Below are 25,342 nucleotides of genomic sequence, written 5' to 3' on the forward strand. Positions count from 1 at the left end.
GGACGTTTTTAACCGAATGAATTTTATTATTAGCCTAAAAAGAATCAGGCAAATCAGGGCAATCATTTCTAAATCAATTTTATAATCTAACCTTTGCTTTGCTTCTTAAAAACGATAGGAAATTATTATCCTTAGTACTCTCGTAGTCCTTCTTCAATATACTCCTGCTGCCAAATGCTAAAAAGTAAGGGGTCGTCGGGAAGATTTTCCGGCTCAGTCTTAATTAATTGATTAACCGCAAGTTTCATTTCTTCATGTAGTACTTCAGAGTTCAGAACAGTTTGTCGAATGTAGTAATAGGACTTATGTTTTAGCTGTAACAGGTTAACATTGATAGTATTAGGCTTGTCGTTAAAGATGCGAATGGTTTCATATTTCATACTCGAATCTTCTGTTCGCCGAATATACCCATTAGGTGTAATAACATCGCCTTCGCCGGCCAAAGCCGATGCAAGCTGTTTCCTAAATCCTGCTTTTTGAAATCTGTTTTTAAAATGAAATGAGCAGTAATTAATACCGATATCAATGGAGTGTTCATGTGCATAGGCAATCAATTCCAAAGCTGCCAGTTCTGATTCCAGCACTACAGGCTGTTCTGCATGAATTAATGTATAATTACGTTTTGATAAGTGTTTTACGTTGTGAGGTGTAAGTCGTAATTGGTGAAGGTTGAGGTTTGATACACCTGCTTTTACCATTTCGGGCAAAAGTTTCTTTAAACGCTCCAATTCTTCCGGTACGGCCGGAATCTCAATACTAATTACTGGTACAATTCCTTTTGCTGCTGCAATTTTATCCAGTCTGAATGCTGTAGCTCCAATATCAAAACGCACCTCATTTATTCCGGCAGCTGCCAGTTTCCTGAATTTTTGTGATTCGGCTAAAATGCCGTTGGTGTACATCCAAATATAGGTTTCCGGTTTACATTTTTTGCGAACTTGTTTTAAATATTCATAGGTGCGTTCGAATTGCAGAAGCGGTTCGCCGCCACTAAAACTTACGCCTTTAAACTGAAAATAATTAAGGTATTCAGCGTATTCGGCAGCACTTGCAAATTTCAGATTTTGGGTGGTTGGTAAATGGTCTTCTTCTTGTGGTGCCGGGCAATAAAAACAATTTGCATTACATTTTCCGGTTATAAACAAACAGCTCCACAAGCCGAGCCCACAGAGCTTACAGCCATCAGATATTTGTTTGTGGAAGGGTTTGGTATTTTTAAATAAAATATTTTCAGTTCTGTTAAGCAGGGCCATCTTTTTCTCTTGCGCTTCCTGAGCGGTGTAAGAGTTTAACCAGCTTAAGTTTGTCCACTCCTTATAGGCAGACTTATTGTTGTTAACCAGCGAATTTAGCCAGTTGTAATAGGTTTTCATCAAAAAAATAAATCAAAAACTCACTAAGATTTAAACTACATACGAAAAGTGGGGGAAAAGAAATGGTAGATTTTAAAGTTCGGAGAAGATGTACAGAAACATCAATATTTTTTTCAGATTAAGGGTGTCCTGAACAAATTTTTTTAGGTGATGGCCTGTATTCATTTCGTGTAAAAATAACGGGAATAAAAATAGATAATTTGACGTATTAAATACGATATCCGATATTATTTATCTTGGTATTTTTTCAGCCTGGTATTTCGAGAGAAATATTTCTGAACAATCTCATTTCCAATTCTGCGTTTCTGTATAAATTTGTGTTTATTGTAAACGGTTAATTCAAATTTCAGAAAGCTATGAAACGAATACTTTTCGGCCTGCTAACAGCAACTTTAATCTTCACCTTAGGTTGCAAAACAAAAAAAGAAAACAAACTTCCGCGTGTGGCCATTTGTGGTTTGGCCATTGAGTCGAGTACTTTTTCGCCTGCACAGTCGGGTATTGAAGCGTTTCAGGCGCGTCGCGGAGACGAGATTTTTACCTATTACCCATTTATGGACGATACGGCAGCTACACGTGCTCGTGCCCAGTGGTTTCCGGCTTTACGTGGACATGCATTGCCCGGAGGCATTGTTACCCGCGATGCGTACGAAACACTGGTTGGTGAAACGTTGAACCGGTTAAAGGAAAATTTGCCTTACGACGGATTGTTTTTTGATATTCACGGCGCAATGAGTGTGGTAGGACTCGACGACCCGGAGGGAGATCTGATTCAAAGAGTCAGGGAAGTAATTGGAAACGATGTACTTATTTCAACATCAATGGATTTACATGGCAATGTAAGCGAGCGGCTGGCACATTACAGCGATATGATTACCTGTTACCGAATGGCACCGCACGAAGATGCTGTTGAATCGAAAAAACGTGCCTTAACCAATTTGCTCGATCGTTTGGAGAGCGGTAAAGGCAAACCAAAATTTAAAGCCTGGGTTCCGGTTCCGATATTGCTGCCCGGTGAAAAAACAAGCACTCGCATAGAGCCCGGGAAAAGCCTTTACGCCAAGGTTGCACCTGCAGCTGAACGCGAAGGCGTAATTGATGCAGCCATTTGGGTGGGCTACGCATGGGCCGACGAGCCACGAAACCATGCTGTAACAATGGCCTATGGCGACGATAAAGAAGCCGTAGCGCAGGCAGCAGAAGAACTGGCAGAGTGTTTCTGGAATGTGCGAAACGAATTCGAATTTGTAGCTCCGGTGGCCACGCTTGACGAATGTTTGGATAAAGCCATTGCATTTAACGACAAACCATTTATAATTAGCGACATGGGCGACAACCCAACAGCAGGTGGCGCCGGCGATGTAAGCTGGACATTAAACGAAATTTTGAAACGGGAAGCATTTAGAAAGGAGAATGGTCCTTCAGTAATTTATGCTTCAATACCCGGCCCCGACCTGGTAACCAAAGCAATTGAAGCCGGCATTGGTGCAAAGGTAAGCGGAATGGTGGGAGCTGTGGTTGATAACAGGTATGCACCCCCCGTAAAGCTTAGCGGAAGGGTAGAGGCTATCAAACATGGCGACAGGCATGCCGAAACAGAAGTTGTGATTCGTACCGGTAGTATTGATGTTATTGTTACCAAAAAACGTAAACCGTATCATCATGAAACAGATTTTACCGATTTAGGTTTATACCCGCGCGAAACAGACATTGTGGTGGTTAAAATTGGCTACCTGGTACCCGAGTTATATAACATGCGTGCCGATTGGCTAATGGCCTTAACCCCTGGTGGGGTTGACCAAAACCTGGAACGTTTGGGGTATAAACGAATTAAACGCCCAATGTTTCCGCTGGATAAGAATATGGCGGACCCCGATTTATCAGCACGTTTTATTCCTCTGGCAAATGAGTAAGTGAGAAAAGCAATGCCTTTACGTTTTCAGTTTAAAAATGGGTACTTCGCATTTTAATTATTGTTAAACCATATTTTAGTTACTTTTAAAACCAATTTGAATCTAAACCAATAAAAATGAGAAAATTAATTTTTCCCTTAATGCTTTTTGCTACTGTATTAATTAACAGCTGTAAAAACGATTTGCCGGTGGGAGAGTGGCACAGTATGTTTAACGGCCAAACACTTGAAGGTTGGAAAGCAGCTGAAGAGAATTCTGAAAGTTTTTCGGTTGAAGATGGTGTTATAAAATGCGCCGGAGAGCGATCTCACTTGTATTATTTACACCATTTCAAAAATTTCGAATTTGAAGCCGAGGTTAAAACTTTACCGCAAGCTAACTCGGGCATTTACATCCATACGGCCTACACGGCTAAAGGATATCCCACAAAAGGCTATGAAGTACAAATAAATAATTCGCATAGAGGCCCTTCAACCAAGCATCCCGAACGCAGAATGACAGGCAGCATAGCAGGCGTTCGAAACATTTATTATCCTTTTGTAAGCGACAACGAGTGGTTTAACATTCGAATTAGCGTTGTTGAGAATTTCGTGCAGGTTTTTATAAACGATGTAAAAGTAAATGAATATGCCGAGCCTGATAAAGCATGGCGATGGGAGGGGGCAGAAGAGATGGTGCTTGGAAGTGGCACTATTGCCTTGCAATCGCACGATGCAGGAAGTACAACCTATTATAAAAACTTAAGAATTAAGCCGCTTGCCGATGATAAAAAAGTGGAAGTAGAAGATAAACGTTGGGATACCATTGTAACCAAACTCATGCGTGCTGGTTTTCCGCTGGTTGATTATCATGTGCATTTAAAAGGAGGATTAACCATTGATGAAGTGGTAGCCAATTCGCAACGCCTGGGGATAAATTATGGCGTAGCCCCCAACTGTGGACTCCATTTCCCTGTAACCAATGATGAATCGCTGTATGCCTATATGGATGACGTAAAAGGGAGCCCCACCTATAAAGGAATGCAGGCAGAAGGCCGGGAATGGATTACTTTGTTTTCGCCGGAAGCAATTGCAAAATTCGATTATGTATTTACCGACGCCATGACATTTACCGACCGAAAAGGAAGGAGAAACCGAATTTGGATACCCGAAGAAGTGTGGGTAGATAATAAACAACAGTTTATGGATGACCTGGTGGAAAAAATAGAAGCTATATTTTCCCAGGAACCAGTTGATATCTATGTAAATCCAACGGTTTTACCTGCTGAGTTAATGCCGGAATATACCGATTTATGGACCAAAGAACGAATGCAGCGCGTTGTAAAAGTACTTGCTGATAATAATGTAGCCCTTGAAATTAATGCCCGGTACAAAACCCCGGGTGCCGAAATGATTAAAATGGCCAAAGCAGCGGGAATAAAGTTTGCTTTTGGTACCAATAATGTAACTAAAAATCTGGGGCAGTTGGAATATTGTCTAGAAATGATTCAGGAATGCGGATTGCAACCAAATGATATGTTTGAACCGAAAACCGATGACAAGAAGCCAGTAAATGTAAAAGGACTTCCTGATAAAATTACAGGGTAAAAAATGAAAAAACGGGCAAGGAATTTTAAATCTCTTGCCCGTTTATATGGGAAATAAAACTAATCACTAATAAAACTCTATTTTGGGTTTATAGTCGATTAAAATACCCTTTTGTTCTATTGCAAACTCAACCAGTTCAACCGCCTGCTCGTTCGAAAACGATCCTCGGTTGATGGTAAGATCGAAAAATTCTTCACGTAAACTACTCTCTTTTAGTGCTTTTCTAAATGCGGCACGTTCTTTCTCCACTTTTTCAATAAATGTAATGGCCTCGTTTCTGTTCAACTTATTATTTGTCATAATAGTATTAATCCGGTAGCCGAGAGGAGCCGTTAAGCGTAGGTGTAAGGCATTTTTAATGTCGCTGGCAATAATATGGCTTGCTCGCCCTACTATTATACAATAACCATCAACAGCCAATGTGCGAACAACCTCTTTAACTGATTTTATGATTCGATCTTCGCTTTTGTAGCGTTTGTCTTTAAAAGCATTCAGTATCTCCTCAAATATATACCTGTCGGTTTTCTTAAAAGTTCTTCGTACTTTCTCCGGATCAAGATCCAGTTCTTTGGCACTCTCATAAAAAATTTCTTTGCTAAGTACATTCCACGAGCATCTGCTTAACTTTTTATTCAGGCGTTCTGCAATCATTCTTGCCAATACCAGGCCATTGCAGCCCACTTCACGCGAAATGGTAATTACCGGACCTGCCTGACCAGTATGAGACGATTGCAGCGAATTCTCTTCTTTCATCCGGCTGTTTAAATAGTTCATTAATGAATTTCCCATTATAGTAGTTTATTATGGGTTACGCTGATTATGGTAAACAGGTTATGCTGAATATGAATAATTTATAGACGATAAAGCCTACCAACCTTCAAAAATAATTTCTATTTACACATACTAATCTTTTTAATGTGTTGTTTTTGTGGTGATTACGCATCGTAGTATTGGAATAATGACAAGTGTCAGTTAGAATATGTTCTTGAAAAACTATTTTTAACTACTATTAAATTTTTAATCATTCTAAATAAATTACAGAAATACTATCTTCGTAAGAATTAAAAAAAATGCATTATATGTTTGATAAGAACACTTTCGTTAACCGTAGAAAACAGCTTAAAAACAAGAGTTTAAAAGGGATTGCTCTATTGTTGGGTAACACCGAATCTCCAATGAATTATAAGGATAATACCTATCATTACCGCCAGGACAGTTCTTTCCTGTACTTTTTTGGTCTTGATTTTCCAGGCTTGGCTGGAGTTATTGATTTTGATAGTGGGGAAGACTATATTTTTGGCAATGATGTGGATATAGAAGACATTATTTGGATGGGGCCACAGGTTTCGTTGAAAGAAAACGGAGCCAAGGTAGGCATCAGCAACACCGCGCCCTTTGCCAAGCTTTTTGATCTTGTTAAGCAAGTGCAAGACGAAGGCAGAACAATTCATTTTCTACCTCCTTATCGTGGCGAAAATAAAATATTGCTAGAAAAACTCACCGGCATATCTTCGCTGGTTATACAAAGTAAGGCCTCGCTCGAGCTTATAAAAGCCGTTATTTCTATTCGGGAAATAAAAGAAGACCAGGAAGTAAAAGAAATAGAAAAAGCTTGTGCAACAGGCTATGCCATGCATGTTGCCGCAATGAGGATGGCACAGCCGGGTACCTGGGAACAAAAAATTGCGGGTACCATTGAAGGTATTTCATTGGCTGGTGGGGGAATGACCTCTTTCCCGATAATCCTATCACAAAATGGAGAAACTTTACACAACCACGATCATTCGCAACTGCTCCAAGAGGGAAAACTGATGTTGTGCGATGCCGGTGCCGAATCGTTGCTTCATTATGCTTCTGATTTTACGCGTACGACTCCGGTTGGTGGAAAATTCACAACAAAACAACGCGAAATATACGAGATTGTACTTGCGGCCAACAACAAAGCAACAGAACTTACCAAACCTGGTGTAACATATTTATCGATTCATTTGGCCGCAGCAGAGGTGATTGCTACAGGTTTAAAGGACCTTGGACTGATGAAAGGAGACGTTAAGGAGGCAGTAGCAGCCGGGGCACACGCCATGTTTTTCCCACATGGTTTGGGACACATGATGGGATTGGATGTACACGACATGGAAGACCTTGGGCAAATTTACGTGGGGTACGATGATGAAATTCAACCAGTTGATCAGTTCGGAACTGCCTACCTTCGCTTAGGAAAAAGGCTTAAACCAGGTTTTGTTGTAACCAATGAACCGGGTTGTTATTTTATTCCGGCTTTAATTGATAAATGGAAAGCAGAGGGAATAAACAGAGATTTTATAAACTTTGAAAAAGTTAATGAATACCGGGACTTTGGCGGTATCCGCTTGGAAGATGATATTTTGGTAACAGAAACAGGTGCCGAGATTATTGGTGAACGGGTGCCGATTAGCCCGGATGAAGTTGAAAAAATAGTACAGAAAGGATAATCAGCAAGCGGCAACGATTATTTAATTGTTGCCGCTTTTTTTAGTATTCGTCGATAAAAATAATCCATTTCCGATAACAGTTCATCCCGAACTTCGCGGCACCTGGTTTTAATCTCTTCCTGAGATTTTGCGCCTTTATACGGACTCCGAAATCCCAGGTGCATTTTTCGTTTATACTTCACTTTCGGAATTTTTAATTCCTCATTAGTGCCTTCTCCAACCGTTATCAGGTAATCAAAATTCATGTTGGCATATTCGGTAAAACTATGCGGAATACTCTGTTCGAGATTAATTCCAACCTCAGCCATTATTTCAATGGCCACCTGGCTTACATGATCAACAGGTTCTAATCCGGCTGAAAAAATTTGTAATTCATTATTGTAGCTTCTTAGTATTGCTTCTGCCATCTGGCTTCGGCAGGAATTTCGGTTGCTTAAGAATAAAATAGTTATCCCATCAAGAATTATTTTGTAGTCGTTTGTTTATTAAGAAGATGTAATGTACTACAATCAAGTCACAATTAAAATGCCTTATGTCTTGATATCTAGATTTTTACAATGTTTTGAAACATACTTAAACAACATATTTGAGTTCTCTGGCAATAAATTAGTTAAGCACTTGTAAATGAGTAAAAACAAGCTGCAGTTTATGGTTAAATTACTACATAAAATAGTGATAGCCAATCAGAAAGAAAATCTGACATCATTATTTTGTCTTAATAATTGAGTATTAATATGGTTTTCCCTATTTTCGTAGGTGAATGATATTATACAAATCGTTAAAAAACGATGTAAAAAATACTGTAAATGGAACCTAAAGATCTAAAAAACTCAGAAGAGTTAAAGCGTACGGAAAATTCTGAACTTGAAAATTCTGATGTTCAACCGAGCTCAGAAGCGACTGAAAATGTGGAAAGTGAAAGCACCACAAACAACGAAGGTACTGAAGAGCAAAAAGAAGTAAGTTCGGTAGAAGAACTTACGGCTGCTGCTGCAGAAAAACAAGAGGTAACACAAGTAACACAGGAATCTCCCGTTAGTGAAGAAAAAGTGGAAAAAGAAGCTCCTGTTCAGGAAAAAAGTCAGGTTGTAAGTCAAGAGAAGGTGGAAGAGGAATCGGATGCCAGGGAATCAACTGAGACTACTACCGAAAAAGTTGAAGAACAGCAAGAACCGACTTCTGAAGAAGAGAAAAAAGAAGACAGCAAGGAGGAAAAAAAGGTCGAACGCGAACAGGTTGATTACTCAAATTTCTCTCAAATAGAATTGGTAAATGCGCTGCGCGACCTTCTGGAAGGAGATAGCGAATTTGACATTAGAGAAGATGTTGAAGCCATTAAAGCAGTATTTTATAAGAACCTAAATGAAAACCTGGAAGAGGCTCGTAAAAAGTTTGTAGAAGCGGGTGGGGCTGAAGAAGATTTTAAAGCCGAGGAAGACCCTTACGAACCTGATATTAAAGATTTACTAAAAAAATACCGCTACATTCGTATTGAGCATAATAAAAAGTTAGAGGTAGAGAAAGAAGAAAATCTTGAAAAGAAATATGAAGTTATTGAAAAGATAAAAGGCCTGATCAATAACGAAGAGTCGATAAACAAAACTTTTAATGAATTCCGTGATCTTCAGCGTGAATGGCGTGAAATTGGCCTCGTTCCGCAATCAAAAATGAAAGACTTATGGGATACCTATCATTTTCATGTTGAGAACTTTTACGACTATATTAAAATTAACCGTGAATTACGCGACCTTGATTTAAAGAAAAACCTGGAAGCCAAAATAAAACTTTGTGAACGGGCAGAGGAGCTTCTTTTAGAAGAATCGTCGATATTAAAAGCTTTTAACACCCTGCAAAAATACCATGAGCAGTGGCGTGAAATAGGCCCTGTGCCCAGAGAGCAAAAAGATGATATATGGGAGCGTTTTAAAACTGCAACTACCAAAATAAATAAAAAACACCAGGAGTTTTTTGAAAACCGTAAAGTAGAACAAAAGAAAAATCTGGAAGCGAAAACAGCTTTATGCGAAAAAGTAGAAGAGATTGTTCAACAAGAAATCGGCAACCATAAAGAATGGGATGAAAAGTCGAAAGAACTAATTGAACTTCAAAAAGTTTGGCGCACAATTGGTTTTGCTCCCCGTAAGGATAATAACAAAATTTACGAACGTTTCCGTACAGCATGTGATTCGTTTTTTAATGCAAAACGTGCTTTTTACGCTAAAAACAAAGAAAACCAGCAAAACAACCTGCAACTAAAAACAGATTTATGTGTACAGGCAGAATCGTTAAAAGACAGTACTGACTGGAAAAAAACCACTCAAGACTTTATTAATATACAGAAAAAATGGAAGGAAATTGGACCGGTTCCTCGTAAACATTCTGACGTATTATGGAAACGTTTTAGAGCAGCATGTGATTATTTCTTTGACAAAAAGTCGGATCATTTTTCGGATGCCGATAAAGAACAAATTGATAATCTGAAACTTAAAGAAGACCTTATCGAGGAAGTAAAGAACTTTAAACCTGTTGAGGAAACCGATAAGAACCTTGATTCATTAAAAGCCTTTCAGCGCAGATGGAGTGAAATAGGACATGTGCCATTTAAAAAGAAAGATGATATAAAGGTAGCTTTCAGAGATGCAATTAATAAATTATTTGATGATTTAAAGATTGATGATGAAAAACGTAATCTACTTAAATTCAGGAATAAGATGTCTTCTTTCTCTGAATCTTCGCGCGGACAGAACAAAATGAGAATGGAACGTGACAAGTATATGAATAAAATGAAACAACTTGAAAACGACCTAATCTTGCTGGATAATAATATTGGATTCTTTGCAAAATCGAAAAACGCAGAATCATTGATTGAAGATGTGAAAAAGAAAATTGAAATAACGAAGCAAAAAATTGAACATCTAAAAGAAAAGATTCGTGTAATTGATGAAGTGGATGAATAATTATTATAATAGAAGTAATTATAAAGCCGGCAATTTGTCGGCTTTTTTAATGGCATTTATTATATAAATTAAACTTCCTGAGAATCGCATATTTTTTTACTTTCTGTAAGGTATTTCAGGAAGCACATTCTAAAGCATCGGCAGGTGTTGTGCTATTCACCTGAGCAGCAGTAAGCGAAGAATGAGCGCAGACATAATATTGAATTATAGGAAAAACCATTCAAAGGAACACTGTATAAACTTTTACATAAAATCTTTGCGGTTATCGGACTTACAGCCGCGACAACTGATTTTATGCAAACTAGCAAAGCTAGCCGTATTAACCCTAGAATTCCAAAATATCAAACATATGCAATTTGTCCTATAATTGATATTATGTTTATTTGAGTTCGTGTAAAAAAAGGAGAGCGAGCCCTCCTTTAGTATTAATTATTGTCCTAACTTTTCAAGAATTTCATTGTACTTATCCATGTTTTTCATTCGGTAATACAAATTCTTCAATGATTCAAGAGTCATCTCGTCATCAGGATTTAGTTCACGACATTTTTCCATAAATGGCAACGACTTTTCAAACCATACGTCTGCTTTCTTTAATTCAGCTTCGTATTTTTCATTTTCGTTAGCTGGCACTGCATTTGCAACTTCAATCTGTTTTACACCTTTGTTGTAATAAAGTGCACCTAAGTTATAGTATGAATTAAAGAAAGTTGGATCAACCTCAGTTGCTTTTTTGTACGCTTCTACAGCGTTCTCTTCTTCACCAAATTTTTCGTACAAGGCGCCTTTAGCAAAATAATAAGTAACATTGTTCGGATCCTGTTGAATCGCCATTTCCAAATATTTCAATGCTTCTTCATTTTGTCCCATTTTCATGTAAAGATCAATCATGTTTGTCAAAACACCATTGTCTTCAGGGTATTTCTCAAAACCTTCCTGAACCGCCTTTAAAGCATTTACTGTATCCTGCATTTGTATGTATGATTCAGAAATCAAGGCATACGTTCTGGCTCCGTTATATCCGTGTTTTGCAGCTTCACCATAATACTGTACAGCTTTTTCGAAATTTTTTGCATTAAAAGCCGCTAGTCCTGAGTTAAACAAAATCACAGTGTCAACAGCATTCGGATTATCTTCTTTTACAACAGGAATTTCCTGAATATCCAATATCTGCTCAAATGATTTTAATGCCAGTTCATAATCATTGTCATTAAAAGCTTCAACAGCCTGATTGGTTAAATCGTTGGTTAACAGTGTTAATTTTATTTTTACACTTTTGCTGAATTTGTCTTTTTCGTCAAGTTCCAATGCTTTTTTGTATGATTCTAAAGCCACAGATAGCGGATCGTTGCTTAATGCTTTAATTTTAGCATCCTGACTCGCAAAAACTGCCTGATAGATCTCTCCTCTTACTTCCCATGTTTTTGGCCAAGGAATTGATTTTTCAGCTTTCTCATTTGAAGCATCTACGGCTTCTTCAATGGCTTCTAAAGCCTTATCCAACTTTCCGGTGTCTTTCAAATTCTGAGCACTGGTAACTTTTCCTTTCTGTGCAAATACCACAGAAGCGCTAATTACCAGGACTAATAGAATAATAGTTTTTTTCATTTTATACTTATTTAAAATTTTAATATATCGTTTATAACTTAACTATAAAGCGTATTTACGGCCACAAAAATATATGTTTTCAAATTTTATCAAAATAACGTGAATAATAATATTTAATTTATTCTTGTTCTAAGTTATTTTCTTCAGTATCAATATCTTCAGCATCACCTTCAGTAAGATCCTCGGCAGTTTCCTCTTCCACTGCTATTCGGGCTACTGAAGCAATTCTGTCTTCTTCTCTCAAATTAATTACACGCACTCCTTGAGTTGCTCTTCCGAGAACAGAAATGGTATTAACTGCCAGGCGTATGGTAATTCCTTTTTGAGTAATGATCATTAGATCATTATCGTCCGAAACACTCTTGATGGCAACCAATTCTCCTGTTTTTTCAGTTACATTCATTGTTTTTACACCTTTTCCTCCCCGATTGGTAACACGGTAATCATCAATTTTAGAGCGTTTTCCATATCCTTTTTCAGCAACTACCAGGATATCTTCATTCTCATCCATTACACAAACCATACCAATTACTTCATCATTCTCGTGGCCAAGAGTAATTCCTCGTACTCCGGAAGCTGTTCTTCCAATTGCACGAACAATACTTTCGTTGAAACGAATAGCCTTTCCTGACCGCACAGCGAGCATGACTTCGCTGCTACCATTTGTAAGTCGAGCTTCAAGTAACTGGTCACCTTCTTTAATTGTAATGGCATTAACACCATTTTGTCGCGGACGGGAATAAGCTTCAAGAGTTGTTTTTTTGATGATTCCTTTTTTGGTGGCAAGTATGATATAGTTATTATTGATAAATTCCAGATCTGCCAATGTTCGAACTTTAATAAAAGCCAACACCTTATCATCAGATTCAATATTAAGTATATTCTGAATTGCCCTGCCTTTTGATGCGCGTGTTCCTTCCGGTATTTCGTACACTTTTAACCAGAAACATTTACCTTTTTCAGTAAATAATAACAATGTATTATGCATTGATGCAATAATGATGTGTTCGAGGAAGTCTTCATCGCGGGTGGTACTACCTTTTGATCCTACTCCTCCCCTTCCCTGTGTACGGAACTCTGCTAATGGGGTACGTTTTATATAACCGAGATGAGAAATCGTGATAACCATTTCTTCATCGGCATAAAAATCCTCAGGATTGAATTCTTCGGCATTAGGAACTACCTCTGTTCTGCGCTCATCACCATATTTATCCTTAATTTCCTGCAATTCCTGTTTAACAATATTCATTCGCATTTCAAAGCTTTCAAGAATTGCTTTCAGGTGTTCAATCTGAGCCATTATTTCATCGTATTCTTTACGAAGCTTGTCTTGTTCCAGTCCGGTTAGCTGGCGCAAGCGCATTTCCACAATGGCACGTGCCTGAATATCGCTAAGTTCGAAGCGCTCAATCAGTTTATTACGTGCTTCTTCAGGAGTAGAAGATGCGCGAATAATTGCAATAACTTCATCAATGTTATCACTTGCAATAATTAAACCTTCAAGTATGTGTGCACGCTTCTCAGCTTGCTCCAACTCGTACTGAGTTCGACGTGTTACCACCTCGTGTCTGTGCTCAACAAAGTGCTTGATCAGGTCTTTCAGGTTCAATATTTTCGGACGACCATGTACTAATGCGATGTTGTTTACACTAAAAGAGGTTTGAAGTTGGGTATATTTGTACAACTTATTTAAAACTACATTGCTCATGGCATCGCGTTTTAAATCGTACACTACACGCATTCCTTCGCGGTCTGACTCATCGTTTACGTTTGAAATTCCCTCAATCTTTTTTTCGTTAACCAGATCGGCAGTTTTTTGAATCATTTCTGCACGGTTAACCATGTATGGAATTTCGGTTACAACAATCTTCTCACGACCGCCTTCATTTTCGATATGCGCTTTACCTCTTATAACAACACGTCCTTTACCTGTCTCGTAGGCATCTTTAACTCCCTGATAACCATAAATTATACCTCCTGTTGGAAAATCAGGAGCTTTAATGATTTCAATCAACTCTTCCATTTCAATATCGTTGTTGTCGATATAAGCGATGGTAGCGTCAATTGTGTCACTTAAATTATGAGGCGGCATATTTGTAGCCATTCCTACTGCAATTCCTGATGCACCATTAATGAGCAACTGCGGAATTTTTGTTGGTAATACGGTGGGTTCACTTAAAGACTCATCGAAGTTGGGCTGAAAATCAACAGTATTCTTATCTAGATCTGCGAGTGTTTCTTCCGAAATTTTCGACATTCTGGCCTCGGTGTAACGCATTGCTGCCGGACTGTCACCATCAACAGACCCAAAGTTTCCCTGTCCGTCGACCATTGGATAACGCAACGACCAATCCTGTGCCATACGCACCATTGTAAAATAAACTGATGAATCGCCATGGGGGTGATACTTACCCAGTACCTCTCCAACTATCCTGGCTGATTTTTTATATGGACGATTAGACAAAATTCCTAATTCGTGCATACCAAACAAAACCCGGCGGTGTACCGGTTTAAATCCATCGCGTACATCAGGTAGTGCACGCGAAACAATTACCGACATTGAATAATCAATATAGGCAGATTTCATCTGCTCCTCAATGTTTATTCTGATAATCTTTTCACCTTCTGTCATTATATCTCCTTTCAAAATAAATTATCACTAAAAAAGACCCACAAAAATAGTAAAATCATTCTTGTAAAGCGCATATTTGTTAGCGTTTTACAATCTTTTGATAAGAAGATATTAACAATTCAACTGTCAAAAATTCATGATGTTTTCGTTACATTTGATAACTTCTGTCATTTCTGTATATCCTCGCTGCTATTTTTATTTAATTTAGTGTTTCAACCTTTTAGGAATAGTATTTGTTGAAACGAGTAAAAAGGAAATGTATATATGGATTCACAATTTTCACCAAGAATAAAAGACATTATTGGGTACAGCCGGGAAGAGGCCATTCGTTTAGGAAATGATTACATTGGCCAGGAACACCTCTTTTTAGGAATTTTAAGAGAAGGAGAAGGTACCGCTACAGACATTCTGGAGAACCTCGGGATTGACCTGGTAGAAGTTAAAAAACTGATCGAAAACAAAGTTCGCACGGATAAAGATATTAATCAGAAAGCAGATTTAATTATGCTTAAATCAACGGAGAAAACCTTGAAACTGATTTATCTTGAAGCCCGTTCGTTTAAAAGTGCAACGGCAAATAGCGGACATTTACTGTTGGCCATTTTAAAAGATAATGATAGCCTTGTTACCCAGTTACTGGTTGAAATGGGCATCAATTACTACATGGTTAAATCGCAACTGCAAGACTACAAACAACCAGAGGCAAAATCTGATTTTCCGGAGAGCGAAGATGATGAACCGGCAGAAGGTTTTGGTAAAGGACCATCGGGCAGTCAGGGAGCAAAAAAAGGAGCCGGTGCAAAATCAGATACACCTGTGCTCGATAATTTTGGAATTGATATTACCAAACTGGCAGAAGAGAATAGTCTTGATCCGATTGTAGGAAGAGAAAAAGAAATTGAACGCCTGGCTCAGATTCTAAGTAGAAGAAAAAAGAATAATCCAATCTTAATCGGCGAACCCGGTGTTGGAAAATCAGCAATAGCTGAAGGACTTGCATTGCGCATTGTTAGCAAGAAAGTATCGCGTATTCTTTTTGATAAACGTGTAGTAAGCCTCGACATTGCTTCAATCGTGGCAGGCACAAAATACCGCGGACAATTTGAAGAACGAATGAAAGCCATATTAAACGAGCTTTCAAAAGTTAATAATGTCATTCTCTTTATCGACGAAATTCATACTATTGTTGGAGCTGGTGGAGCTACAGGTTCGCTTGATGCTGCCAACATGTTAAAACCTGCCTTGGCCAGAGGCGATATTCAATGCATTGGTGCAACTACCCTGGATGAGTACCGTCAGCAGATAGAGAAAGACGGCGCTTTGGAACGTCGTTTTCAGAAAGTTATGGTTGACCCAACTTCTATTGACGAAACCATTGAAATTTTGCACAATATTAAGGAACGATATGAAGAACATCATAACGTAACTTTTACACCGGAAGCAATTGAAAGCTGTGTTAAACTAACTGCCCGGTATATTACCGACAGGTATTTACCAGACAAAGCTATCGATGCTCTTGATGAAGCTGGTTCCCGTGTTCATATTTCAAATATTAATGTTCCGGACAATATTGTAAAGCTGGAGGAGAAGATAGAAAAAACAAAGGAAGAGAAAATTACGGCAGTAAAAAGCCAAAATTTTGAATTGGCTGCAAACTACCGGGATAAGGAAAAAAATCTGCTCACCTTGCTGGAAGATGCAAAGGAACAATGGGAAAAAGATCTGCTAAACCATCGTGAAACTGTTGACGAACACAAAGTTGCCGAAGTTGTAGCAATGATGTCTGGCATTCCCGTTCAACGAATTGCCCAGGCAGAAGGCAAGCGTTTAATGAACATGGGTACCGACCTTAAAGGAAAAGTTGTTGGCCAGGAAGAAGCGATAGCAAAGATTGTTAAAGCCATACAGCGTAACCGGGCCGGACTAAAAGATCCGAACCGACCAATTGGAACTTTTATCTTTCTTGGACCAACGGGTGTTGGAAAAACCCAACTTGCCAAAGTGTTAACAAAATATTTGTTCGACAACCTCGATTCGTTGATTCGAATAGATATGAGCGAATACATGGAGAAATTTGCAGTGTCGCGTTTGGTTGGAGCGCCTCCGGGATATGTTGGCTACGAAGAAGGCGGGCAATTAACAGAAAAAGTAAGAAGAAAACCTTACTCGGTTGTATTATTGGATGAAATTGAAAAAGCACACCCCGATGTATTCAACATTTTACTGCAGTTAATGGACGAAGGACGGCTAACTGACAGTTTAGGCAGAAATGTTGATTTTAGAAATACCATTGTTATTATGACTTCTAACATTGGTTCGCGTCAGTTAAAAGACTTTGGCAGAGGAGTTGGTTTTTCTACGGCTAAAACACCCGAAGAAGAAAACGAACATGCCAAATATATTATTCAAAAAGCACTAAAAAAGGCTTTTGCACCAGAATTCTTAAACAGAATTGATGATGTGGTAATGTTTAACCAACTGGAAAAGAAACACATCCACAGTATTATTGATATTGAGATTGAAGATTTATACAAGCGCGTTGAAGCACTAAATTATAAATTAAAAATATCGCCGGCAGCAAAAGATTTTATTGCTGAAAAAGGATACGATCCTCAATTTGGTGCACGACCTCTTAAAAGAGCTATTCAGAAATACCTGGAAGACGAAATGGCCGAGATTATAATTAAAGCATCGATTACTGAAGGAGATACAATATCAGTAGGTTTTGATAAGAAAAACGACAAATTGCAAATGAGAATTTTGTCGAAGAAAAAGGCACTCAACTAAATAATTGATAATAAAAAAGAAGGTTTTCACCTTCTTTTTTTATGCCTTGTAATTAAAAATGAGCATGGTAATATCATCAGTTTGTTTTGCACTACCCATATATACGTGCAGGCTTTTCTCCAGCCGTTCAACCATTTCTTTAGGTGACTTCCCCGCTAAGGATTGAAGGTTTTCCTCCAGCTTTTCTTTTCCATACTGTTTCTGTTCTTCATTTAACAGTTCCGTTACTCCATCAGAATATAAAATCAAGGTATCATTTTTATCCATTAGAATTTCGGCGACTCCATACGATTTGTCGGGGTATAAACCCAACGGCAACCCATGAGATTGATCCAGGGTTATCAAATCTCCGTTTTGTTTTAAAATATAACCAGGGGTATGTGCGGCATTACAGTATTCCATAATCCCTGTTTTTATATTTAGTACTCCTAAAAACAGGGTTAAAAAGAACTGGTGCTGGTTGCTGGTGCACAATTCCTTGTTTGAGTTTTCAACAATAACATTTGCTTGAGGCAGCAGAGCATTGGTTTTTATGGTTGTTTGTGCTATACTCATAAAAAAAGCCGCCGGCACTCCTTTTCCCGAAACATCACCCATGGTTAATACCAAATGGTCTTTGTCTAAAAAAAAATAATCAAATAAGTCTCCGCTTACCCCCCGGGCCGGAATATATGTTGAAAATAAATCAATGTCTTTTCTTCCTGGGAAAGCTGGATAGTTGGTTTTTATAAAACTTTGTTGAATCTCAGAGGCTTGTTGTAAATCCTCACGACGTCGTTCTTGTTTTTTCTTCTCAACCGATTGTGTTTGCTCATATTTCTCGTACCAGGCTCGCATGTAGTTCAAACTCTCCGAAACTTGTAAAACCTCGTTCTCAGGAACATCAGTATAAGGTCCGGTTAAATTACTAAATCGTTTCAGTTGTTTTGTAACCGCACTAAGCGGCCGAATCTGACGGTTAATTATGTAGGTTACGGTTAAATAAATTATCAGGATACCTAAAACCGAAAAAAACAGCATTTGCAGAACCGGAAGATAGAGTGGTTCAAATAGTTCTTTGTAAGGCAAAACCGAAACTAAAACCCAGCCGTTTTGTTCAATCGGGATGTAATAAACCAAGGCCTTTTCGTAATTAAATAATTCAGGATAAGCAATTAATGTTCCGGGTTTCTGATCGTTTAAAACGCTTTGGGTACTTGTTAAGTTCCCTTTGTAAACTTTCTCTGATAAATCAAAAATACTTTTATTTAATACCCACTCTTTTACGGGATGTGTAATATAGATTCCACTTTTCGACAATAAAAATGCGAAACCTCCTTTTCCTATTTTAATTTCATTTACCTGCTTGTTTAACTCATCGAGAGAAAGTTCGCAAATGACTTCGCCAACACGCTTTTTAGTTCCATTATTTTCAACAAAAATTGGTGCACAATAAGCTGCAACAACAATATTATTCCTTTCGCACAGGTAGGGCTCCGACCATCCTTCAGTTTCTTGTTGTCGTAATTGCCCGAAGTATAACTCTTCCTTTGGGCATAAGGTAGTATTCTTTTTTCCTTTAAATGTAAATACTGAATCTTTCTCGTTTAATATATGAAGAAAACGCTCGTTAATATTGGCAACTGTTGAATCAACAGATACATTAATGGCATTAATAAATGGATATTTTCTGACTATGCTATGAATAAAATTATCAGCATATCCCATTTGTCCGTAAAAAATAACCTGGTTTGAAATATTTTGAGAAATTTCAACCGTGGTAACTACATGCCGCCTTACACTGGCTGTTACTTCTGAGCTTTGCGTTATGGCTTTGTTCTGAACACTTTCTTTAATTAGGGTTTGATTAAAAAGAAAGAATATTCCGATAAATGCAATGAATACACCTATTACTGCGAGCGAGATATAAATGCTTAACTGGTACGCAATAGACTTGTTTAACATACTTACTTTTATTTAAGCCAATATTTTCAATTTACGGATAATTTTCAATTAATTATGCATCATGTTTAAATTTTAACCATTCACGAGTTCCATAAAAGCTACAGGTAAATGTTGCCAAACCCGATGCTTTTTTTAATGCAATGGTAAAATCATTGTATAAAAGGTAGTAGTAACAAAAAGCCCCGTGTAGGAAGTCTCCTGCACCAAGGGTATCTTTCACCTGTATTGGATTAATATTTATCGCTCCTTCCGTACCATTCTGAAAAACAAGTTGTTCTCCCCCATTTGAAATTGCTATTTTTTGTACGCCTTTATTTTTCATAAAATTAAACAGGTCGCTTTTAGTATTACATTCCGGAGGCATGAAATCGGCCGAGCAAATGGCAATTTCAACAGAATCAAGCAAATCAAAGAATTGAGGTTTCCAGCTTCCGCAGTCGGCTACAACAGGTATGCCTTTTTGCGCACAAATACGGGCGCACATACTGCTAAATTCGGGGTAAAAGCCATCAATAAGTAAAATCTCCGGATTTACTTTTTCAATTAGTTCGTTGGCAGAAACTACACTTTCCGTATCATTAGGATTATGTGTAATAATTGTCCGGTCGCCATTTTCAGAAGTTAATACTGTGGCATAAACCGGACTAAACAATTGTTTATTGGCCAAATCAAAATGGGTAATACCAACAGATTTAAAATCGTTGTGCACCAGTTTTTCAAAGGCATTGTAGCCGGTTGGACTGGCCAATATTGCGGATTTGTTAAGATAAGCAAAAGCAACGGCTGCATTGGTTGCCGGTCCTCCCACCAGTATTTCAGGAGCTGTTGTTTTTAGTTTTGTATTCGACTCCGGCAGTTCTTTAATAAAATATTGAATATCGATGGTGGTTAAACCAACAAATAAGGCTTTGTGTTTCATTAACACAAATAAACAAAAAAAGCTGCCTTTGCAGACAGCTTTTTTCTGAATATTAATATTTTTAAGTGTTCATTGCACCACAAACAGTTATCACCTGTCCGCTTACATACGACGATAAATCAGATGCCAGGAACGTGGCAACTCCCGCAACTTCTTCCGGTGTCCCGCCCCTTTTTAAAGGGATTGAAGCTTCCCAGGCTTTACGTGCATCTTCCGGAATTTTGCCGGTCATTTCGGTAATAATGAATCCCGGGGCAATGGCATTCGAGCGAATTCCTCTTGACCCTAGCTCGCGAGCAACCGATTTGGTAAAACCGTTAATACCGGCTTTTGAAGCAGAGTAATTTGCCTGACCGGCATTGCCACTTACACCAACAACAGAACTTAGGTTGATAATTGAGCCCGAACGTTGTTTTAACATGGTACGTTGCGCAGCTTTTGTAAAGTTAAATACCGATTTTAGGTTTACATTAATAACTGCATCCCACTGGTCTTCAGTCATTCGCATAAGTAGCGTATCTTTTGTTATGCCGGCATTATTTACCAGCACATCAATACGTCCAAATTCTTTTACAATTTCGCTAACAACGCGGTCGGTATCTTCAAAATTACTTGCATCAGAAGCATATCCTTTGGCTTTTACACCATACGACTTCAATTCTTCTTCCGTGGCTTTCATGTTGTCGTCTTCAAAAAGGTCGGTAAAAGCTACGTCGCACCCTTCCTGGGCATATTTTACGGCTATGGCTTTACCAATGCCACGAGAAGCTCCTGTTACAATGGCTGTTTTTCCTTCAAGTAATTTCATTCTTTTATGATTTTAATTTAGGTAGGTTTTAGCAGGTAAAAAGATTTTAAATTGACTAAAACTGTAGCTACCAAGTTTATTTTTGTTGCGCAAATATAAATTTTCTTGAAATTATAAGAAAAACCAACGCGGTATAAATAGTTATTAAGTAAAAGTATGGGCTCCGAAATAATAAACTTCAAACATTTGGTTGAAAAGTTCAAAAGAGTTGCTTGCCAAGCAGTGTTAAAATTTCGGATGCTTTCCCTTTTAAATGTATATCGGTGATAGCTGATGTAAAAATAGTTTCTTCGGGATTGATTTCAATTATTGTTGCCCCGGCCTGTTTGGCGGTACGCGGGACGTATGATGCCGGTGTTACTTCTCCGGTTGAGCCAATAATTAGGCATACTTCTGCTTTTTCGGCAGCAGCGAAGGAGCTGGAATAAGCTTCGGAAGGAATGCCTTCGCCAAAGAAAATAAAATCAGGTTTTAACACTTCCCCATCGTTCACACAGGTAGGAGGAATTTGTGTAAAATCAATTTCGGCAGCGTGGTAAACTTTGCCACACTTCAAACATTTTAGCTTTTTCGAATTACCATGAAATTCATAAACGGTTTTACTTCCGGCCTGATAGTGAAGGTTATCGATGTTTTGAGTAACAACCGCATTCATAATACCTGATGATTCCATTTTTGCAAGCGTAAGATGCGCTTCATTTGGTTTTGCTTCTGCAAAAAAATCATAAAATATCTCTCGAATATAAATCCAGCATTCTTCTGCATTAGTCAGAAAATAACCCAAATCCAGCACCTCAGGGTTATATTTATTCCATAAACCATGCTCGCCTCTGAAGGGTGGAATTCCACTTTCAACAGAAATTCCGGCTCCAGTAAAAGCGATTGTTGATTTCGATTCTTTAATAATACGGGCTGCTTCTTTTATCAAAAGTTCCATTTTATGTTTTTAGATGGAATTAAATTAATGAATTATCTTTGTCCACACAAATTATTTCAGATGCATGATCAATCAACAATTTGCGCTATATCAACCTCTCCCGGCGTTGGAGCCATTGCAGTAATTCGACTGTCGGGAAATGAGGCGATTTCTATTGCCGACAAGGTCTTTCAAAGTCCGGTAGAAGGAAAAAAACTTAGCAACCAGTCTGCCAATTCGATACACTTTGGCAAAATTATTTATAAAAACGAAATTATTGACGAGGTTGTTGTTGCCTTATTTAAAGCACCTCACTCGTTTACCGGCGAAGATATTGTTGAAATTTCTTGTCACGGCTCAACTTATATTCAACAAAAAATACTGGAAGTGCTTGTTGAAAACGGTGCCAGATTAGCATTGCCTGGAGAGTTTACGCAACGCGCTTTTTTAAACGGTAAAATGGATTTATCGCAAGCAGAAGCTGTTGCCGATTTAATTGCTTCGTCGAGTGCCGCTGCACACAAACTGGCCATTAACCAGATGCGTGGTGGTTTTTCGAAAGAAATTGGTGCTTTGCGCGACCAACTTTTGCATTTTACTGCGATGGTGGAACTGGAATTGGATTTTAGTGAAGAAGATGTGGAATTTGCCGACCGAACCGAATTGCGTAACCTTACAGAAAGAATTGAAAGCTTATTAAAAAAACTAAAAGATTCGTTTCAGTTGGGAAATGCCATAAAAAATGGTATTCCGGTGGCCATTGTTGGTGAAACCAATGTGGGTAAATCTACGCTGCTAAATGCGCTTTTAAACGAAGACAAAGCGATTGTTTCCGATATTCATGGTACTACCCGAGATGTAATTGAAGACGTGGTAAATATTCACGGAACTGCATTTCGTTTTTTCGACACTGCAGGTATTCGCGAAACCACTGATCATATTGAAACACTTGGCATTGAACGAAGCTACAGCAAGCTTGAACAAGCTTCCGTTGTTTTGTTGGTGGTTGACACCCACAATCCTTATTTGCTTGTTGAAAGCCGGATTCAGAAAATTAGAAAACGTATTGAGCCAAGTCAAACACTAATTATTGTTGCCAACAAAATAGATAACGGATTGCCTGAAACCATTCAACAACTGGAGGTTTTAGAATTAACCGACAACGAAAAAATGGTGTTTATTGCTGCCAGGCAAAAAGAAAATATGGATGAATTAATTGACTTTATGATTCATTCAATAAACATTGAGGCAGCCGACCAGCAAGATGTTATTGTTACCAATGCCCGCCACTACGAAATACTAAAAAATGCCCATGAAGCAATCTTGCGCGTACTAAACGGGCTCGATATGCAAATTACCGGTGACTTTTTGGCGCAAGACATTCGGGAGTGTTTGCACTACTTATCAGAAATTACCGGAGAAGTTGGCACAGAAGAAGTTTTGGGGCACATTTTTAAGAATTTCTGTATCGGAAAGTAAATAATATTGAAAAGCGGCATAAAAAAAGCCTGAAAAAATCAGGCTTGTAAATACAGTCATTGAAAGCGACTCTATATGATTTTGATTTTGTGTTCTAACTCTATTTCAAAAGTAGAAGAATTATAGATAGCCGGGTAAATTCTGTGGCCTAAACAAGGCGTTTAAAAAGTTGGAAGATTTAGTCTGAAATACTGAAACGTGCTAAGCAACTTCGGCAAAAACCTAAGAAAAATACTTAAATCTCCCACAAGAACTAACCAGCCATCACCGTCTCAACCTGCTTTAGGATTGCACGTTTTGTTTTAACCCCAACAATTCTGCCGGCTTCTTTTCCATCTTTCAAAATCAACATGGTTGGAATATTGCGTACCTTAAATTTTTGTGCCAGTTGCTGATTGTGATCAACATTAATCTTTGCTACCATAAAATTGGTTTGGCTATCAGCGATATCATTTAAAGTTGGAGCAACTATTTTACATGGGCCACACCAGGGGGCCCAAAAATCAACCAGCACCACTCCCCTTTTTGTAGCGGCTTTAAAATTTTTGTTGTTTAGTACTTTAATTCTTTTGCTGTTGGCCACCGGTTTGGCATTTTTCATACGGAAATAATTTACCGTAATTAATCCAATCAATACAGCAACAACAGCAACAATTACAATTAACGTTGTAGACATAGTTTTTAATCCAAAATTTTAATTTCAGAAGTAAGCTCAATTACTTTTTTATACATAGCACTTACCCCACAATACCTTTCTTCCGACAAACTAACGGCTTTTTTCAGTTTCTCCAATGGAAGGTCACTACCTTTAAATTCATAAATAACATTCATTTTAAAGTATTGCTTTGGATGTTCGTCTGTTAAATCGCCACTTACAATAACATTAAAATCGTCCACTTCAACACGCATTTTTCGTAAAATGGATATTACATCCATGCCAGTGCATCCGGCCAAGGCGGTGAGCATTAACGGCTTAGGTCGGGGTCCCCGGTTCTCTCCTCCAACTTCTTCGGTCGCATCAAGCATAAGTTTGTGCCCGTTTACTTCGGCCTCAAAAGCCATGTTCTCTTTCCAGCTAACTTTTATTTCGTTTGTTGCCATTACTTTATTATTGTTTTTGTACAAATTGTGCTGTTTTACTTTCCAAATTGCTCATCAAGTATTTCGGTAACCTGTTCCATGGTTTGAATACTTGTTGTAGCTTTCGCCACTTGTCCTTTTTTATAATACATGGTGAAAGGTAAACCCATAAAACCTGCGCATTCAGGGGCATTTCTAATTGGAGCAGCTTCAGGGTTATCAAAAGCCATAACCATAAATTTTACATTACTTCGTTCGCGCTCCAAACGTTCCATAATATTATAAACCGGAAAACACATGGGTCCCATACGTCCACAGCATACCATTACGTTTTCATTCTCTGCCAATACTTTTTCCAGCTCACTTGCCGATTCAATTTCAGGTAAACCTGTTCTTAATAATTTCATTTTTGTACTATTTATTCTGTTATTTGTTTAATAATATTTTTATCAGATTCCAGCTTCCCGCAGCGGTAAGCCTCAATTATTTCAGTTGGTTTTTGAAGAGGCACTCCAATAAAAAGGTTCAATTTTATTGATGCAAAAAAATGAACCAAATCCCTGGTTGTCCGGTGAATAATCAGGTCGGTTATTTTTGTTTGTTTTACCCAAACCAGCATTTTTTCCTTATTATTAAAATCCGGCGCTTCAACAATTTTAAAGTCTTGCGGAGAATTTTCAATATTGCAAACAAGCATGTGCGAACACCGACACAGCTGCGGCGTTATTTCGTTGTTCGCGATTGGTATTGCAATGTTTCTCATCTTTTTTATTGAAAAAAACAGAGTAACAAAAAATATTGTTACCCTGAAATTTATTCCCCTTTCTCTTCAATTAATCTCAATCTAAATCACTTTAAAATCAATACTTCAA

19 protein-coding genes are annotated in these 25,342 nt (G+C 38.1%); 6 read left to right on the plus strand and 13 right to left on the minus strand.

The annotated features are described in order from the left end of the window. Positions 1-131: 131 nt before the first annotated feature. A complete protein-coding gene (locus QZ574_RS17670; RefSeq protein WP_297091997.1) occupies positions 132-1,373 on the minus strand; it encodes a radical SAM protein in 1,242 nt (413 codons plus the stop codon). 356 nt (positions 1,374-1,729) lie between these two features. On the opposite strand from QZ574_RS17670, the gene QZ574_RS17675 reads away from it, so the two are divergent. Together QZ574_RS17675 and QZ574_RS17680 are read left to right on the plus strand one after the other, a co-directional pair. Then, a complete protein-coding gene (locus tag QZ574_RS17675; RefSeq protein ID WP_297091999.1) occupies positions 1,730-3,286 on the plus strand; it encodes a M81 family metallopeptidase in 1,557 nt (518 codons plus the stop codon). 116 nt (positions 3,287-3,402) lie between these two features. Beyond that, positions 3,403-4,872, plus strand: coding sequence for a DUF1080 domain-containing protein (locus tag QZ574_RS17680; protein ID WP_297092001.1), 1,470 nt, complete (start codon positions 3,403-3,405; stop codon positions 4,870-4,872). Between the two features lie 66 nt (positions 4,873-4,938). Here QZ574_RS17680 and QZ574_RS17685 read toward each other — a convergent pair whose 3' ends face one another. Beyond that, on the minus strand, positions 4,939-5,661 hold the full coding sequence (locus tag QZ574_RS17685; RefSeq protein WP_297092003.1) for a cytidylate kinase-like family protein: 723 nt from the start codon (positions 5,659-5,661) through the stop codon (positions 4,939-4,941). A gap of 290 nt (positions 5,662-5,951) precedes the next feature. On the opposite strand from QZ574_RS17685, the gene QZ574_RS17690 reads away from it, so the two are divergent. Beyond that, positions 5,952-7,343 (plus strand): aminopeptidase P family protein, encoded by a 1,392-nt coding sequence (locus tag QZ574_RS17690; RefSeq protein ID WP_297092005.1) that lies wholly within the window; start codon positions 5,952-5,954, stop codon positions 7,341-7,343. A 17-nt stretch (positions 7,344-7,360) separates the two neighbouring features. Here QZ574_RS17690 and QZ574_RS17695 read toward each other — a convergent pair whose 3' ends face one another. Further along, entirely contained in the window at positions 7,361-7,810 is a 450-nt protein-coding gene (locus QZ574_RS17695) for a hypothetical protein (RefSeq protein ID WP_363314496.1), read from the minus strand. A 339-nt stretch (positions 7,811-8,149) separates the two neighbouring features. Between QZ574_RS17695 and QZ574_RS17700 the strand changes: the two genes are divergently transcribed. Then, a complete protein-coding gene (locus QZ574_RS17700; protein WP_297092008.1) occupies positions 8,150-10,300 on the plus strand; it encodes a DUF349 domain-containing protein in 2,151 nt (716 codons plus the stop codon). Between the two features lie 429 nt (positions 10,301-10,729). Here the strand turns inward: QZ574_RS17700 and QZ574_RS17705 are convergent, their stop codons facing one another. Further along, entirely contained in the window at positions 10,730-11,905 is a 1,176-nt protein-coding gene (locus QZ574_RS17705; protein WP_297092010.1) for a tetratricopeptide repeat protein, read from the minus strand. Between the two features lie 118 nt (positions 11,906-12,023). Beyond that, positions 12,024-14,537: a DNA gyrase subunit A gene (gyrA, locus tag QZ574_RS17710; protein ID WP_297092012.1), complete on the minus strand. Its 2,514-nt coding sequence runs from the start codon at positions 14,535-14,537 to the stop codon at positions 12,024-12,026. A gap of 264 nt (positions 14,538-14,801) precedes the next feature. Between gyrA and QZ574_RS17715 the strand changes: the two genes are divergently transcribed. After that, entirely contained in the window at positions 14,802-17,324 is a 2,523-nt protein-coding gene (locus QZ574_RS17715; protein WP_297092014.1) for an ATP-dependent Clp protease ATP-binding subunit, read from the plus strand. 39 nt (positions 17,325-17,363) lie between these two features. On the opposite strand, the gene QZ574_RS17720 is transcribed toward QZ574_RS17715, so the two are convergent. The 4 genes from QZ574_RS17720 to QZ574_RS17735 form a co-directional block, all read right to left on the minus strand. Further along, entirely contained in the window at positions 17,364-19,268 is a 1,905-nt protein-coding gene (locus tag QZ574_RS17720; protein WP_297092016.1) for a SpoIIE family protein phosphatase, read from the minus strand. A gap of 52 nt (positions 19,269-19,320) precedes the next feature. Beyond that, positions 19,321-20,187 carry a PfkB family carbohydrate kinase gene (locus QZ574_RS17725; protein WP_297092017.1) on the minus strand — a complete coding sequence of 289 codons (867 nt, stop codon included), beginning with the start codon at positions 20,185-20,187 and terminating at the stop codon, positions 19,321-19,323. 61 nt (positions 20,188-20,248) lie between these two features. Further along, a complete protein-coding gene (gene fabG / locus QZ574_RS17730) occupies positions 20,249-20,995 on the minus strand; it encodes a 3-oxoacyl-[acyl-carrier-protein] reductase (RefSeq protein ID WP_297092018.1) in 747 nt (248 codons plus the stop codon). 199 nt (positions 20,996-21,194) lie between these two features. Beyond that, on the minus strand, positions 21,195-21,932 hold the full coding sequence (locus tag QZ574_RS17735) for an NAD-dependent protein deacylase (RefSeq protein ID WP_297092020.1): 738 nt from the start codon (positions 21,930-21,932) through the stop codon (positions 21,195-21,197). Between the two features lie 60 nt (positions 21,933-21,992). Here QZ574_RS17735 and mnmE point away from each other — a divergent pair, with 60 nt between their 5' ends. Further along, positions 21,993-23,390, plus strand: a complete 1,398-nt coding sequence (gene mnmE / locus QZ574_RS17740) for a tRNA uridine-5-carboxymethylaminomethyl(34) synthesis GTPase MnmE (protein ID WP_297092022.1) — start codon at positions 21,993-21,995, stop codon at positions 23,388-23,390. 253 nt (positions 23,391-23,643) lie between these two features. Here mnmE and trxA read toward each other — a convergent pair whose 3' ends face one another. From trxA to QZ574_RS17760, 4 genes are read right to left on the minus strand one after another with little or no spacing between them, the layout of a single operon-like run. Further along, positions 23,644-24,066 (minus strand): thioredoxin, encoded by a 423-nt coding sequence (gene trxA / locus QZ574_RS17745; protein ID WP_297092024.1) that lies wholly within the window; start codon positions 24,064-24,066, stop codon positions 23,644-23,646. A gap of 5 nt (positions 24,067-24,071) precedes the next feature. Further along, positions 24,072-24,491, minus strand: a complete 420-nt coding sequence (locus tag QZ574_RS17750) for an OsmC family protein (RefSeq protein WP_297092026.1) — start codon at positions 24,489-24,491, stop codon at positions 24,072-24,074. A 35-nt stretch (positions 24,492-24,526) separates the two neighbouring features. Next, complete coding sequence (locus QZ574_RS17755; RefSeq protein WP_297092028.1) at positions 24,527-24,877, minus strand: thioredoxin; 351 nt, start codon at positions 24,875-24,877, stop codon at positions 24,527-24,529. Positions 24,878-24,888: 11 nt separating this feature from the next. Continuing rightward, complete coding sequence (locus tag QZ574_RS17760; protein ID WP_297092030.1) at positions 24,889-25,233, minus strand: hypothetical protein; 345 nt, start codon at positions 25,231-25,233, stop codon at positions 24,889-24,891. Positions 25,234-25,342: the final 109 nt, after the last annotated feature.

This window comes from uncultured Draconibacterium sp. (genome assembly GCF_913063105.1).
Classification (GTDB): Bacteria; Bacteroidota; Bacteroidia; order Bacteroidales; family Prolixibacteraceae; genus Draconibacterium.